At 38.7% G+C, this 15,269-nt stretch carries 13 protein-coding genes and 1 tRNA gene; all 14 read left to right on the forward strand.

Features of this window, described 5'->3' with window-relative positions:
* Positions 1-22 precede the first annotated feature (22 nt).
* The 14 genes from VYJ22_RS07170 (at position 23) to VYJ22_RS07235 (ending at position 15,262) form a co-directional block, all read left to right on the forward strand.
* Positions 23-991 carry a thiamine pyrophosphate-dependent dehydrogenase E1 component subunit alpha gene (locus VYJ22_RS07170; RefSeq protein ID WP_329903229.1) on the forward strand — a complete coding sequence of 323 codons (969 nt, stop codon included), beginning with the start codon at positions 23-25 and terminating at the stop codon, positions 989-991.
* Between the two features lie 30 nt (positions 992-1,021).
* Positions 1,022-2,023 (forward strand): alpha-ketoacid dehydrogenase subunit beta, encoded by a 1,002-nt coding sequence (locus tag VYJ22_RS07175; RefSeq protein ID WP_329903230.1) that lies wholly within the window; start codon positions 1,022-1,024, stop codon positions 2,021-2,023.
* Between the two features lie 16 nt (positions 2,024-2,039).
* A complete protein-coding gene (locus VYJ22_RS07180) occupies positions 2,040-3,149 on the forward strand; it encodes a dihydrolipoamide acetyltransferase (protein WP_329903232.1) in 1,110 nt (369 codons plus the stop codon).
* Between the two features lie 13 nt (positions 3,150-3,162).
* Complete coding sequence (gene lpdA / locus VYJ22_RS07185) at positions 3,163-4,878, forward strand: dihydrolipoyl dehydrogenase (protein ID WP_329903233.1); 1,716 nt, start codon at positions 3,163-3,165, stop codon at positions 4,876-4,878.
* 117 nt (positions 4,879-4,995) lie between these two features.
* Positions 4,996-5,874 carry a lipoate--protein ligase family protein gene (locus VYJ22_RS07190; RefSeq protein ID WP_329903235.1) on the forward strand — a complete coding sequence of 293 codons (879 nt, stop codon included), beginning with the start codon at positions 4,996-4,998 and terminating at the stop codon, positions 5,872-5,874.
* A gap of 399 nt (positions 5,875-6,273) precedes the next feature.
* Positions 6,274-6,347 (forward strand) — tRNA-Arg (locus VYJ22_RS07195).
* Positions 6,348-6,722: 375 nt separating this feature from the next.
* Positions 6,723-8,189, forward strand: coding sequence for an endonuclease/exonuclease/phosphatase family protein (locus VYJ22_RS07200; RefSeq protein ID WP_329903236.1), 1,467 nt, complete (start codon positions 6,723-6,725; stop codon positions 8,187-8,189).
* A gap of 336 nt (positions 8,190-8,525) precedes the next feature.
* On the forward strand, positions 8,526-9,086 hold the full coding sequence (locus tag VYJ22_RS07205) for a chromate transporter (protein WP_329903237.1): 561 nt from the start codon (positions 8,526-8,528) through the stop codon (positions 9,084-9,086).
* A 2-nt stretch (positions 9,087-9,088) separates the two neighbouring features.
* On the forward strand, positions 9,089-9,679 hold the full coding sequence (locus tag VYJ22_RS07210; RefSeq protein WP_329903239.1) for a chromate transporter: 591 nt from the start codon (positions 9,089-9,091) through the stop codon (positions 9,677-9,679).
* Between the two features lie 297 nt (positions 9,680-9,976).
* On the forward strand, positions 9,977-10,567 hold the full coding sequence (locus VYJ22_RS07215) for a hypothetical protein (RefSeq protein ID WP_329903240.1): 591 nt from the start codon (positions 9,977-9,979) through the stop codon (positions 10,565-10,567).
* A 12-nt stretch (positions 10,568-10,579) separates the two neighbouring features.
* On the forward strand, positions 10,580-11,524 hold the full coding sequence (locus VYJ22_RS07220) for a DUF2764 family protein (RefSeq protein ID WP_329903241.1): 945 nt from the start codon (positions 10,580-10,582) through the stop codon (positions 11,522-11,524).
* Positions 11,525-11,531: 7 nt separating this feature from the next.
* On the forward strand, positions 11,532-13,292 hold the full coding sequence (locus tag VYJ22_RS07225; RefSeq protein ID WP_329903242.1) for a V-type ATP synthase subunit A: 1,761 nt from the start codon (positions 11,532-11,534) through the stop codon (positions 13,290-13,292).
* Positions 13,293-13,305: 13 nt separating this feature from the next.
* Positions 13,306-14,631: a V-type ATP synthase subunit B gene (locus VYJ22_RS07230; protein WP_329903243.1), complete on the forward strand. Its 1,326-nt coding sequence runs from the start codon at positions 13,306-13,308 to the stop codon at positions 14,629-14,631.
* 13 nt (positions 14,632-14,644) lie between these two features.
* On the forward strand, positions 14,645-15,262 hold the full coding sequence (locus tag VYJ22_RS07235) for a V-type ATP synthase subunit D (protein WP_329903245.1): 618 nt from the start codon (positions 14,645-14,647) through the stop codon (positions 15,260-15,262).
* The last annotated feature ends 7 nt before the right edge of the window (positions 15,263-15,269 follow it).

Raw genomic sequence — 15,269 nt, forward strand, 5'->3', positions numbered from 1 at the left:
AACATAATTATTCAAAGTAAAGATGAAAGATTTAAATAAAGAAGATCACTTGAAGATGTATCGTCAGATGCTTGATATCAGGCATTTTGATCTCAGGGTGAACCAGATGGTGAGAAAGGGTAAAGTGCCGGGAATGACACACTTTTCGGTAGGAGAAGAGGCAGCAAATGTAGGAGCAGTGGCTGTACTGGACAAAGGTGATTTAATAACATCTAATCACCGAGGTCATGGACAAAGCATTGCCATGGGTATCAATCTGAATGAAATGATGGCTGAAATCATGGGTAAAGCTACCGGTACTTGTAAAGGTAAAGGTGGTTCAATGCACATTGCGGATCTTGACAATGGTAATCTTGGCGCCAATGGTATTGTTGGCGGAGGAATGGGGATAGCCATTGGTGCTGCTCTTACGCAAAAGCTCAAGAAGACAGGCAAGATAGTTCTTTGCTGCTTTGGAGATGGAGCTTGTAATGAAGGTACGTTCCATGAGACTGTCAATATGGCTTCAGTGTGGAAACTTCCTGTAATCTTCTATTCTATCAATAATCTTTACGCTATCAGTACACCTATAAAAAGTGTGATCAATGTGGATTACAATTACCAGAGAGCGGAAGCTTACGGCATTCCCGGACATTTGGTGGAAGATGGTAATGATGTTTTGGCAGTAAGAAAAAAGATGGAAGAGGCTGCCGAGTATGTACGCGCAGGTAATGGCCCTATATTTATAGAAAGCCTTACTTATCGTTGGTTTGGGCATTCTACATCTGACCCCGGCAAATATAGAACAAAAGAAGAAGTGGATAACTGGAAAGCCAAAGATCCTATAATTGCTTACCAAAAACACCTGATCGAGAATAATATTGCTACGCCTGAAGAGCTTGAGAAGATCGATGCAGATTCGCAGAATGCTATAGAAGAAGCGGTGAAATTCGGTATCGAAAGCCCGGAACCATCTCTCGACAGTCTATATGAAGACATATTCGCAGATTAATCATTGAAAATAAAAACGACTATTATATAAATGGAAAATAATACAAAACTGATGACAACGCGTGATGCTATTATCATGGCAATGTCAGAAGAAATGAGAAGAGATGAGAATGTGTTTCTCATGGGCGAAGATGTAGGCATCTACGGAGGTGACTTCGGTACATCTGTAGGTATGTTAGAAGAATTTGGGAAAGATAGGGTAAGAGATACACCTATATCAGAGAATGCTATATCAGGTTGTGCTATTGGTGCTGCAATGACAGGCTTGCGTCCCATTGTAGATGTTACGTTTATGGATTTTGCTGTATATATGATGGACAATATTGTCAATCAGGCAGCGAAGACTCGTTATATGTACGGTGGTAAAGGTACTATCCCTGTAGTATTTCGCTGTGCAGCAGGGTCCGGAGTAGGATCGGCTGCTCAACATTCCCAATCACTGGAATCTTGGTTCTGTCATATTCCGGGTCTTAAAGTAGTAGCTCCTGGCACACCTGCTGATGTAAAAGGAATCTTGAAAGCAGCTATACGAGATAATAATCCCGTGGTATTTCTTGAATATAAAGCTTTATTTAATCAAAAAGGAGAAGTACCATTGGATCCCGACTTCGTATTGCCTTTGGGCAAAGCCGATATTAAGAGGCAAGGTACCGATCTGACTATCGTCACTTATGGCCGAATGCTTGAGCGAGTGCTTCAAGCTGTAGATCAAGTGAAAGAATCTGACGGTGTGAGCGTGGAAGTTATAGACTTACTTACACTGATACCTTTGGATAAAGAAGCTATTATAGAATCAGTGAAGAAGACAGGGCACTTGATGCTTGTAAATGATGCTCACAAAACAAATGGTTTCATTGGCGAAGTTGCTGCTATGATAGCTGAGAGCGAAGCTTTTGACTATCTTGATAATAGGATTATACGATTAGCTGCTGAAGATGTACCCGTACCATATAACCATACTTTGGAAACAGCTATGTTGCCCAATGTTGAGAAGATCAAACAAGAGATTCTTCACTTGGTAAACAAAAGATAAGAGGGGAGAGTACAAAATGAACACAGAAAGAATAAAAGCTACTCCTGCAGCACGTACTTTGGCAAAAAGGTTGGGTGTAAACCTGATTGATGTCAAGGGTACGGGACTGAAAGGACGTATACACAAAGATGATGTTGCAGGATTCAATTATGTTGACAAGGTAGCTATATCTCCCCTTGCTCTCAGCATTGCGGAGGTTCATGGTATAGATTGGAAGAATGGGATCAAGGGCACGGGCTACCGTGGTAAGATTATGAAAGACGATATTGTGAATCTTATTCCGGATGAAGCAGCCAAGAGGAAGCTTTCGCTGGATATTTTTGCTGAGTCTCTCAAACCTACTCACAAGGCTTCCGAAAACATGTCGAATAAGCCTGTGGCTTCTTCATCTGCACCTGCTCCTGCTGTAACTTCTCCTTCCGTTGTTGCCGATACGGAAGAGGTGCCTATGAATATGATGCGGAAGATCATCGCCAAAAGAATGTCTGAGAGTTACTTCTCTGCTCCAACTTTCATAGTAACCTATGAAGTGGATATGACTGAGAGTTTAGCTCTTCGCAAGAAGTTGATAGATCCTATCATGGAACGTATAGGCAAGAAGCTTACTGTAACAGATATTATCTCTGCAGCAGTAGTAAAATTGCTGATGAAGCACAGAGCTATCAACGCATCATTGTCAGAGGATGGTACCAAAGTTATTTACCATAATTATGTAAATCTGGCAATGGCAGTAGGTCTACCCGAAGGACTTGTTGTTCCCGTAGTGAAAAATGCGGAAAAAATGTCCCTGAGCGAGTTGGTGGCTTCACTCAAAGATCTTACAGAGCGTACTATGTCCAAAAAACTGCTTCCTGAAGAACAGAGCGGCAGTACGTTTACAATCAGCAACTTGGGTATGTATGGTGTAGACACCTTTACCTCTATTATAAATCAGCCCAATAGTGCCATACTTAGTGTAGCCGGCACCAAGGATACTGCTGTGGTTAGAGATGGACAGGTTGTAATCAAACCTATCATGAAAGTAAGTCTTACCAGTGATCACAGGGTGATAGACGGCCTCGCTGCAGCTAAATTTATGCAAGATCTCAAGTCAGTTCTTGAGAATCCTTTATCATTATTAATATAAAAGTACTACAACGATGATATCAGAAGTAATTATGCCTAAGGCCGGTATTGACATGACTGAAGGCGAAATTGTTAAATGGCTAAAGAAGGAAGGTGATAAAGTAGAGGAAGGAGAGATCATCCTTGAAATCATGACTGACAAGACAAGCATGGAAATAGAAGCAGAAGCCTCCGGTTATCTACTCAAAATATTACATCATGAAGGTGAGACTGTACCTATTGCGGAAGTGATCGCATACATCGGAGACCAAGGAGAGTCTATTGAAGGAGTTAAGAGTAAGTCAATAGAAGACCAAGAGCCTGTAAAAAAAGTGGAAGATGCCGCAGACCTTCCTTCTATGGAGGATTCATATCATGTGGCGGTAATCGGTGGTGGCCCTGCCGGATATGTTGCTGCCATAAAAGCTGCTCAACTGCGAGCCAAAGTGGCTATTGTGGAAAAATCAGAGTTAGGAGGCACATGCCTCAACAAAGGCTGTATTCCTACTAAAACATATCTCAAAAATGCTGAAATCATAGAAGGTCTTACCATAGCCGCTATGAGAGGCATCAATATTGAAAGTCCTAAGTTTAGTGTAGATATGCCCAAAGTGGTGAAGTATAAAGACGGTATTGTCAAAAAGCTCACCGGAGGTGTAGCTTCGCTTCTCAAGGGCAATGGCGTGGATATCTACAAGGGAGTTGCAAAGATCAATAAGAACAAGGATATTGTGATCGATGGTAAGCAGATCATCAAAGCTGATAAAATCATCATCGCCGGAGGATCCAAAGTAACTAAGATCAATATTCCTGGAATAGATAATCCTAATGTGCTTACAAGTGATGATATCTTATCTCTCCAGGAATTGCCCTCATCTTTGGTTGTTATTGGTGGAGGCGTTATAGGGGTAGAGATGGCTCAGGCATATGAAGCTTTGGGTACCAAAGTTACCATTGTGGAAATGGCGGATCGCATTATACCTGCTCTTGACGGTGAACTGTCACAAACCCTTGCCGATCTTCTGCGCAAAAAAGGAATAGAGATCCTTACATCATCAGGAGTTTCTGAGCTTTTGGACAAAGGTGGCAAGGTCGGTGTAAAACTTAATGATGGTAAGATCATAGAAGCTGATAAGGTATTGGTGTCTATAGGTCGTATTCCGGATCTTGAGGGCATTGGTGAGATAGACTTTGAAATCGAAAAAGGAAAGATCAAAGTGGACAAATACATGGAAACCAGTGTCAAGGGTATTTACGCTCCTGGCGATATCAATGGTATAAAGATGTTAGCCCACGTAGCATTCCGCATGGGTGAGGTAGCAGCCGAAAATGCTGTAAAAGGTAATACCGAAGTAATCAAGTTGATCTCAGCTCCTTCAGTAGTGTATACACAGCCGGAGGTTGCTATGGTAGGACTTTCTGAAGAAAAAGCCCGAGAGCTTTATAATGATGATATCCGCATTGGAAAATTCCATTTTGCAGCTAACGGACGTGCCTTGGCTTCCAATGAAGGACATGGTTTTGTCAAAGTCATAGCTGATAATAAGTATGGCGAGATATTGGGTATACATATCATAGGCCCGGCTGCTGCAGAAATTATCAATCAGGCTTCACTTATCATGGAGTTGGAGATTACGGTGAATGAGGTTATCAAAACGATCTATGGCCACCCTACGTTTTCCGAAGCTTTATATGAAGCTTGTGCTGATACTTTGGGAATGGCAATACACCTTCCTCCTAAGAAGAAATAAACTGCTATAATGTTAAAGATAAGCATCGCAAAAGACCAATACTTATATAATATTGACTTCTTGCGATGCTTTCTTTCTTATTTATAATGATGAGTCGTAATCCCATACTTTTGTTTTATGTTTTATTTTCTTAGTCCATCCACTGATCCGTATTATAATCTCAGCATTGAAGAGTTACTTTATAAAAAGTACACGCATGTCGATGTGATTGTGATATTATGGATCAACAGTCCATCAGTTATTATAGGTAAATATCAAAATCCGTGGAGTGAGGTCAATTTGTGCTTCACTGAGGATAAAGGGATACCTGTAATAAGAAGAATTTCCGGCGGAGGCACAGTATACCATGATCTTAATAATCTGAATTTCACTGTCATCAAGAATCAGATTGATAACGAGCCTTTGGATCTCAAAGAATTTACTACCCCAATACATACATTACTCCACAAGTTAGGAGTACACTCTACTCGAAGTGAACGAGGAGATATTCTCATTGATGGAAAGAAGATCTGTGGTACCGCACAAGCTTTTAAGAAGAAAAGAATGCTCTATCATGGTTGTCTATTGTTCGATTCTGTTTTGGATGACCTCAGACAAGCACTCAAACCATCAATTATACCTACAGCTTCCAAAGCGGTAAGCTCTGTAAAAAGCCCTGTCGATAATATCTTACCGCATCTTAAATCTCACATGACAATATCTGCTTTTAGAGATCTGTTATTAGACGAATATCAGTCTTTTTACGGAGCTTTGTCATCATACCATCCTTCAGAAGAAGAGAATGATGAGATCAAAGATAAACTCTCGAGCAGGTATAAATCTTGGGAATGGAATTTTGGACAGACTCCGACCTTTACAGCTCAATTTGAAAATGCTACAAATATTGCCGTAACGTTAGAAATAAGAAATGGACTTGTAAAAAATCAGGAGTATGATGCGGGCAATGGGGTAGAACTCATCGGTCGTAAATTTACCCCCGAATTATTATGCTTATAGGTAAAGGTGTCATTCCTTTTTCATTCTTTCTATATTTATGATAATTCCTAACCTTAAATTCTTCTTTTTAAAAGTCCTTGTAGGATGCTGATAGGGCATCCTCAATTCTTATATGATGTGCTGAAGATCTTATCATAATAGGATGATTGTCTGTGTACGATAAAACGTTCGACTTATTAGGATAAAACGTTCGACCTATTAGGATAAAATCGTTGACTTTGTATGATAGAATTTCAGCGCCCGTTATCAAGCCGAAACATTTATTATTTGTACCCGCAGATGTGATTAATATACAATCATTAGTGTCAGGCTATTAATGATTATCTTATATAAAAAAGGCTGAAGTTGGGATTTTATATTCGTTTTTATTACAACAAAAATGTATCTTTGCATCCGATTGGCTCGGTAGCTTAGTTGAATAGAGCGTCAGATTCCGGTTCTGAAGGTCGTGGGTTTGAGTCCCACCCGAGTCACTTACATATCATGAATCCATTTTTCACACCACTTTAAATCACTATATTCTTATTTTATCCCCCCCCCCCTTGTATTTTAAGGTAAATTGTGTCATGACAATGAATATATTGTATGTATAAGAATTCTGGTTTCAATTAAAATTTTCTTATAAATCATTCATTAATCAATGTATACCATTGAAAAAATTAATCGATCCATTAACTGAATCATAGATATTAATTGTATATTCGTGTATATGTATGAATAAGGAGAATTTTACATTTTTGTGAAAATAGAGTAAGTATATCAAACACTCTATTATATATTAATAGTCCGTGTATATGCTTATTCTATATAATCAAAAACTTTTTATTAATTTTTAAAACCAAAACGAGATGAAATTAGAATTGAAATTTATACGTTTGTTTTTCATTCTCTTACCCTTATTGAGTATTGGCTGTAGCCAACAAGAGGATGACTTTGTTTTAGGTAAAAACTCAAAAGAAGATGCAAGTAATCACTCGTTTCTGAAAACTCAAAGTAATACTATAAAAGTAGCTACCTATAATCTTCATATGTTTCTGGAGCCCGTTCTTTTTGAAGACGGAATGAGGCAAAAAGCGATTGTAGACTTTGTAAGAAAAGACCTGCGCTCCAATGACGTTTTGTTTTTTTCTGAAGTATGGAGTGACTATGTTAAGAATGAAATGGCTGAATCCCTGAAGGATATTTATCCTTATTCTATACATTCCAATGCTGTAAATATAAATCAGGGAGATGGCTTGCTGATCCTCTCAAAATTTCCAATTATGGAAAATCATTTTAGTGTATTTCGTAAGGGAAAGGGCTTTGATTGGTTTACTCCCAAAGGGTTTCACAAAACTCGTTTTTCTACTCCTTACGGTGACTTTTACTCCTTTTTTACCCATACTCAAGCTGATGAGGATAAAGCAGGAACCCGCAAAATGCAGTTTGAACAGATGAAACAGTCTATGCAGGATCTCAATGGTGTACCTGCTATGATTGTAGGAGATTTGAATGTCATAGGCGATGTATCTGCCGAATATAAGGATATTGTAAAAGGCTTTTTCTCGAATTTTAAAGACTCATATAGAGAGACAAATCCTGATACTACAAAATCACCGGGTTTCTCATATGACAATACTATCAATGATTTGGCTGATTACTTTTTCCCCGTAAAGAAATATGGTGCATCACGTCAACGCCTCGACTATTTCTTGGTTTCTGATGGATTAGAACCTGTATCCGCAGCAATTAACAATCGCTGTATGTATAATTCTCCTTCACTCCATAAAGAAGCTCCGTGTTCTGATCATTATGCTTTGGAAGCAACATTGCTTTTGAAGAAAAAAATACAATTGGATAATAAATACACCGCGAATAACTATGAGGAGGCCAAAAGAAATATTGATGGTTTCCTGTCTTCATACGGGACCGGTTCTACTGCACGTATCATTGTTCATAATAAAACAAAAGAGGATCTTTTATTTAAAAATAAAACCTCATGGTACAACAGTACTTTCTATACCTCACCCACATCGATACCTGCGGGTAAATACGGAGTAGTACTGGCTACACACAATACTGGGCAAGCTACCGGAGTCTTCAATCAGCTTTCATATCTAATTAGAGGTAAAAATATAAGCTTTGGTACCTACGTTCCATGGTCTTGGGCGTATACCAATAATATTTTGGTTGAGTTCGGTGAAATCACCCAACAAAATTTGGAGCATAATAGTACTCGTCCTGAAATCAAAAAAACAAAAGATAACATCAGGCTGACGGGTAAAACGTCCAAAGGCGACAGTCCTTTGATTGAGTTTACCGTTGAGGAAATATAGTCCTATGTTTTTCACGTCATTTGATAGCCATCCATATATATGGATGGCTATTTCATTTTAAAATTTTATGAATCAAGAGATGAATTTTATTTGTGTATGAAATAGTTTATTGTTTGCCCGACTAAAAAGAATACTCTAACTTTGAGCATGTACCAGAATATGTGTATTGACAACAAAAAAACAATCTCTCATTACTCTCAATCTAACTTGTTATCAGTAAACACATGGCTTGTACGTATGTTGTAAGCAGTGCAAGGATTCGGTTGGGTCTTTGTATTGATGTTGTATATAAAATGAAGGATATGCCTTGATTTTATTTTAAAAACTTCATTATTGATGAACGAAAGTGTACCTTATTTCAAATTATTTACCACTTTTTTCAAAATAGGTGGTTTTACCTTTGGCGGAGGTTATGCTATGCTTCCCCTTATACAGGTGGAAATTGTCGATAAGCATCATTGGATGGAGCAGAAGGATTTTTTGGATCTCTTTGCCATGTCACAGTCATTGCCGGGGGTATTTGCCGTAAATATTTCCATATTCACAGGATATAAACTAAGGGGCTTCAAAGGAGCTTTTCTGGCTGCACTAGGCACAACATTGCCTTCTTTTCTGATTATTCTTTCTATCGCCATCTTTTTTGCCCAATTCAATCAGAATCCTGTGGTCGAAAGGATATTTAAGGGCATTAGACCGGTAGTTATTGCTATGATAGCAGCTCCGGTATTTGTGATGTGGAAAACAATGAAAATGAAAAAAACGGCTGTATGGATCCCCGCCTTGTCGGCATTGCTTGTATGGTTATTAGGCATTTCGCCTATTATCATCATTATTGCAGGAGCAATAGGTGGACTCATTTATACATTTTATATTCAACACAAAATCAATAGGGTATAGTTATGATTTATTTGCAATTGATCTGGGTTTATATAAAGATAGGTTTGTTTGGCTTCGGTGGAGGCTATGCTATGCTTTCTCTAATCCAAGATGATGTCGTCAATAATTACCACTGGATTACTCCACAGCAATTTACTGATATTGTTGCTATAAGTCAAATGACTCCCGGCCCTATCGGAATCAATAGTGCTACTTATATAGGGTATACTGTTACAGGAAACGTATGGGGAGCTATGGCTGCTACCTTAGCTGTCATGTTACCGTCATTTATTTTAGTCTTGGTAATCTCATATTTCTTTTCCAAATTCCAAAATAATAAGTATGTTGAAGCCGTTTTTGTGGGTGTAAGGCCTACAACTATAGGCCTGGTAGCTTCTGCTGCTCTATTGCTTTCGTTCAACGCTCAAGCTTTGCTCACTTATATCGCTCATCCCGGTGAGATTTCTCTGAGAAGCATAGTGGTTACTGAGAATTTTGTTGACACCAAAAGTCTTATCTTTTTTGTTCTTGCATTTATAGCTACAATAAAGAAAATGATTCACCCTATACTGCTCATTGTAATAGCCGGAATTTTAGGACTCGTGTTTTATTGATATATAGACCAGAAGTTTATTTTGAAATACATTTTACATTCCACCTTATAAACTTAAGAATAAAACCTATATTTAAATACAATCATTATATATCGACAAAAATTTACATTTAAAATGCTATATATTTAATAAGTAAGTCTTATCTTTATGCTTATAAATAAAATTTAGAAAAGACTAAAGAAAAATAACCTGTTGGTTCTAATAATTTGGTATTCATGATGCTACAATTATGATTTATTTTAACTTTGTGCTGTTAAAAAATAATCAAGGATCAATACTATTAATTACATCTATCATATGGACTCTAAAATCCAAGAATTAACCCAAAAGATTTACAACGAAGGTGTTCAAAAAGGAAATGCTGAGGCTGAAAAGATAATAGCCCAAGCGCAGTCGCAACACGATGCCATTGTAAAGGATGCGGAGGGTAAAGCATCGCAAATAATCAAAGATGCTGAGAAGCAAGCTCAGACTTTGCGCTCCAATACGGAATCGGAACTAAAGCTTTACGCTGATCAGGTAGTAGAATCAGTGAAAAGTGCTATTGCAGATCAAATCTCAGGTGATATTGTATCACAAAATGTAAAAGCTGCTGTATCCGATAAAGATTTTATGCAAAAAGTAATCCTTGAATTAGTAAAAAACTGGGACCTTTCACAAGGAGTTGAGATCAAAGCTCCGGAAGCCGACTCTTTACGCTCTTATTTCGAGTCAAATGCCAAGGATTTACTGGACAAAGGAGTTGAAATAAAAGAAGTAGGTGGGCATGCTACATCATTCCAGATCTCCCCTAAAGACGGTTCGTATAAAATTGTCTTTGGTGAAAATGAGTTTGTCGAACTATTCAAAAGTTTCCTGAGACCACAATTGTCCAAAATGTTATTCTGAAATTAAGATCTTATGGCTAATTACTATGCGTTAGTTTCCGGTCTTCCAGATATTTCAGTAGAACAAAGAAAGATGCCTTTTTCTCAAAAGGATTTCGGTGAGGAGCTCAAAGATGTTCTGACGAGTTATGATTATAAAAGCTTTAGACTTCTTGAGCTGGAGCAATTCAATAGACACTTGTTGAAGATACTGCCGGATAAGGAAAAGAATATAGATTTAGACGCTATACAAACAACCACGCAAGAATCTGTACCTCACTCTGATGAAGATTCTGAACAAGATGTTTATTTTGATTCTAATCAAATCAATACCATAATATCTTTCTATATGCAAGGGATGAAACCTCCTTTGTATAAAAACCTGCCCTCTTACGTGTATACTTTCTTAGATTATGAGTACTCTGAAAAAGAAGACGGAGAGAGAGAGCATGATCCCCTTAAAGTCCTTTCTCCTGAAGATAGGCTTTCCATGCTATACTATGAATACGCCATTAAACAATCCAATGATTTTGTTTCAGATTGGTTCAAACTCAATCTCAATATAAAAAACATATTGGCTGTTTATACTTGTCGTAAGTTAGGGTGGGATCCCAATCAATTTATTATAGGAGATTCGCACATTGAAAAACAATTGAGAACATCTTCTTCCAAAGATTTTGGGTTGAGTGAAGAGCTTGATTATTTGCCTTCTATAATACAGATTGCAGAGGAGACGGATATTACTCGCCGCGAAAGAATGCTAGATTTATTTAGATGGAATTGGATTGAGGAAAAATACTTCAGAAATGTATTTGGTATAGAGCATGTGTTGGGGTATTATTTGCAGCTTGGTATTATTGAGAGGTGGGTTAATCTCAATGAAGTTAAGGGAGAAGAAACTTTTAGAAAAATAGTTTACTCTCTGAAACAGGAAAGTCGCAAGTCCTTAGATGAATTTAAACGTAAACAACAGAAATAATACTATAATGGCTACAAAAGGAATTGTTAAAGGAATTGTCTCCAACTTGGTGACAATTGAAGTTGACGGGCCTGTTTCTCAGAATGAGATTTGTTACATCACAGTCAATGGTATTGCCTTGATGAGTGAAGTAATTAAGGTGATAGGTTCCTCTGCATATGCTCAGGTTTTTGAGAGTACGCGCGGTATGCGTATCAATGACCCGGTAGAATTTACAGGACATATGCTTGAGGTTACTCTGGGTCCGGGTATGCTCTCCAAAAATTATGATGGTTTGCAACATGATTTGGATAAGATGGATGGGGTATTCCTTAAACGAGGAGAATATACTTACCCCTTGGACGATGATAAAGAGTGGGAGTTTAAGCCCCTTGCGAAAGTGGGCGATAAAGTACAATGTGGAGCTTGGCTTGGACAAGTGGATGAAAACTTCCAACCACATAAAATTATGGTTCCCTTTACTTTTCAAGGGAGTTATACTGTAAAAAGTCTATCGCCCGAAGGCTCATATAAGGTAAATGATACTATAGCTGTTATTACAGACAGCGAGGGCAATGACCATGATATCTCTATGGTTCAGAAATGGCCTGTAAAAAAAGCTATAACATGCTATAGAGAAAAGCCCAGGCCGCACAAACTTCTTGAAACAGGAGTACGTGTTATTGATACTATCAATCCTATTGTAGAAGGTGGTACGGGGTTTATCCCAGGACCTTTCGGTACTGGTAAAACAGTGCTACAGCATGCCATATCTAAGCAAGCCGAGGCTGATATTGTGATTATAGCAGCATGTGGTGAGCGTGCCAATGAGGTTGTGGAGATCTTTGCCGAGTTCCCCCACTTGATTGACCCGCATACAGGACGTAAATTGATGGAACGTACCATCATTATTGCCAATACCTCTAACATGCCTGTTGCGGCTCGTGAAGCGTCAGTATACACGGCTATGACCATCGCCGAATATTATAGAAGCATGGGACTCAAAGTCCTTTTGATGGCCGACTCTACTTCTCGTTGGGCTCAGGCTTTGAGAGAGATGTCCAACCGTCTTGAGGAACTTCCCGGGCCTGATGCTTTCCCCATGGACTTATCTGCAATCATCGCCAATTTCTATGCCCGAGCTGGTTTTGTGCATTTGAATAATGATGCTACAGGTTCGGTAACCTTTATCGGAACAGTATCTCCTGCGGGAGGTAACCTGAAAGAGCCAGTTACTGAAAATACCAAGAAGGTAGCACGCTGTTTTTATGCATTGGAACAAGAACGTGCTGATAGGAAGAGATATCCTGCTGTAAATCCTATTGATAGTTACTCAAAGTACTTGGAATATCCCGAGTTTGAGCAATATATTGCTGAGAAGGTAGGAAACAAATGGATTGAGATGGTAAATGAAGTGAAAATGAGACTTCACCAGGGTAAAGAAATTTCAGAGCAAATCAATATCCTCGGGGATGATGGTGTGCCTTTGGAATATCACGTAGTCTTTTGGAAGGCTGAATTGATAGATTTTGTTATCCTTCAACAAGATGCTTTCGATGATGTAGACTGTAATACCTCCCTTGAACGTCAAGAATATATGCTCAAAAAGGTCATGGAGCTTTGTCACTCCAATTTTACTTTTGACACATTTGTTGATGTCAGCGAGTACTTCAAGCAAATGATCAATATATTTAAGCAAATGAATTATTCGGAGTTTAACAGCGAAGAATTCAAGAAGTTTGAATCACAACTTCAAGAGCTTGTAAATAAACGTTTAAGTACTAAATAAGATAAATATAGATATGGCTACAAAAGCGTTTCAAAAGATATATACCAAAATCACCAATATTACCAAGGCTACTTGTATGCTCAAGGCTACCGGCGTTGGTAATGAAGAGCTTGCTACAATCAATGGCCGTTTGGCACAGGTAGTAAAGATTATGGGGGATGAGGTAACTTTGCAGGTATTTGGTGGTACTGAAGCTATCCCTACGAATGCCGAAGTTATTTTTATGGGGAAAGCTCCTTCACTCAAAGTTGGTGATCAGTTGGCCGGTCGTTTCTTCAATGCATATGGAGATCCTATTGATGGCGGCCCAGCTGTTGATGGTAATGAAGTAGAAATCGGAGGTCCTTCAGTAAACCCTGTCCGACGTAAACAACCTTCAGAGCTTATTGCTACAGGTATTGCGGGTATTGACCTGAACAATACATTGGTTACCGGTCAGAAAATACCTTTCTTTGCCGATCCTGACCAGCCTTTCAATGAGGTAATGGCCATGGTAGCATTGAGAGCTCAGAGTGATAAGATCATTCTTGGTGGTATGGGTATGACCAATGATGATTATCTATTTTTCAAAAATACATTTAGTAATGCCGGAGCTCTGGATCGTATTGTAAGTTTTATCAATACTACAGAACAACCATCCGTTGAGCGATTACTTATCCCTGACATGGCACTTACTGCAGCAGAGTACTTTGCTGTGGAGAAAAATGAGAAGGTGCTTGTGTTACTAACAGACATGACCAACTATGCCGATGCTTTAGCAATCGTATCCAATAGAATGGATCAAATTCCATCTAAAGACTCTATGCCGGGTTCTCTTTATTCTGACTTGGCCAAGATTTATGAAAAGGCTGTACAGTTTCCTGAAGGCGGCTCTATTACTATTATTGCAGTTACTACACTTTCAGGAGGGGATATTACCCATGCTGTTCCTGATAATACCGGTTACATCACAGAAGGACAGTTGTATCTAAGACGTGATGCTAATGTGGGTAAAGTTATTGTGGATCCGTTCAGAAGTTTGTCTCGTCTCAAACAACTTGTAATTGGTAAGAAAACAAGAGAAGATCATCCGCAGGTTATGAATGCCGCTGTACGTTTGTTCTCTGATGCTGCCAATGCTCAAACAAAGATGGAGAATGGTTTCGATTTGACAGACTATGACAACAGAACATTGAAATTTGCCGATGACTATGCAACAGAGTTGCTCGCTATCGACGTCAATCTGAATACCACCGAAATGTTGGATACAGCTTGGGATCTGTTCTCAAAGTATTTCAAACCCACAGAAGTCAATATCAAGCAGCAGCTTGTAGATAAATACTGGAAAGAAAACGCTTGATAAATAATTCAAAATGGCGATAAAGTTTCAATATAATAAAACATCTCTTCAGCAACAGGAAAAGAACCTGAAAATGCGTGTGCGAACCCTGCCTACAATCAAGAGCAAGGAGAGTGCTTTGCGTGTTCAGGTGAAGCAGACCAAAAGAGAGGTTGACCGATTGGAACAGCAGCTTGAGCAGGAAATTCAAGGTTACCAAAGCATGGTGAGTTTGTGGGATGAGTTTAATCCGGAGCTTATATCAGTCAATAGTGTAGATTTGTCTACAAAGAAGATTGCCGGAGTGGTCATTCCTGTTTTGGATCATATACATTATGATGTAAAGCCTTTTAGCCTTTTCAACTCACCTTCGTGGTATGCAGAGGGGATTGATCTCCTCAAGAGTTTGGCCACTACAGGTGTTGAGGCTGAGTTTTTGCGACTAAAGCTGGAGTTTCTGGAGCATGCACGTAAGAAAACTACTCAAAAGGTCAATCTTTTTGAGAAAGTGCAGATTCCCGGTTACCAAGATGCTATTCGAAAGATCAAGCGTTTCCTTGAAGATGAAGAGAGTCTTTCCAAATCAGCTCAAAAGATTATGAGGGCAAATTTGGAAAAGAAATACGAAAAAATTGAGGAGGCTTCATTATGATAACTAC

It is taken from the genome of Porphyromonas pogonae, from assembly GCF_036320655.1.
In the GTDB taxonomy this organism is placed as follows: Bacteria; Bacteroidota; Bacteroidia; order Bacteroidales; family Porphyromonadaceae; genus Porphyromonas; species Porphyromonas pogonae.

Excerpts from the sequence above, each read along its gene's own strand:
- VYJ22_RS07235 (WP_329903245.1), top strand. The coding sequence starts at position 14,645 with ATGGCGATAAAGTTTCAATATAATAAAACATCTCTTCAGCAACAGGAA.
- VYJ22_RS07225 (WP_329903242.1), top strand. The coding sequence starts at position 11,532 with ATGGCTACAAAAGGAATTGTTAAAGGAATTGTCTCCAACTTGGTGACA.
- VYJ22_RS07230 (WP_329903243.1), top strand. The coding sequence starts at position 13,306 with ATGGCTACAAAAGCGTTTCAAAAGATATATACCAAAATCACCAATATT.
- VYJ22_RS07170 (WP_329903229.1), top strand. The coding sequence starts at position 23 with ATGAAAGATTTAAATAAAGAAGATCACTTGAAGATGTATCGTCAGATG.
- VYJ22_RS07215 (WP_329903240.1), top strand. The coding sequence starts at position 9,977 with ATGGACTCTAAAATCCAAGAATTAACCCAAAAGATTTACAACGAAGGT.
- VYJ22_RS07190 (WP_329903235.1), top strand. The coding sequence starts at position 4,996 with ATGTTTTATTTTCTTAGTCCATCCACTGATCCGTATTATAATCTCAGC.
- VYJ22_RS07180 (WP_329903232.1), top strand. The coding sequence starts at position 2,040 with ATGAACACAGAAAGAATAAAAGCTACTCCTGCAGCACGTACTTTGGCA.
- VYJ22_RS07210 (WP_329903239.1), top strand. The coding sequence starts at position 9,089 with ATGATTTATTTGCAATTGATCTGGGTTTATATAAAGATAGGTTTGTTT.
- VYJ22_RS07220 (WP_329903241.1), top strand. The coding sequence starts at position 10,580 with ATGGCTAATTACTATGCGTTAGTTTCCGGTCTTCCAGATATTTCAGTA.
- VYJ22_RS07205 (WP_329903237.1), top strand. The coding sequence starts at position 8,526 with ATGAACGAAAGTGTACCTTATTTCAAATTATTTACCACTTTTTTCAAA.
- lpdA (WP_329903233.1), top strand. The coding sequence starts at position 3,163 with ATGATATCAGAAGTAATTATGCCTAAGGCCGGTATTGACATGACTGAA.
- VYJ22_RS07200 (WP_329903236.1), top strand. The coding sequence starts at position 6,723 with ATGAAATTAGAATTGAAATTTATACGTTTGTTTTTCATTCTCTTACCC.
- VYJ22_RS07175 (WP_329903230.1), top strand. The coding sequence starts at position 1,022 with ATGGAAAATAATACAAAACTGATGACAACGCGTGATGCTATTATCATG.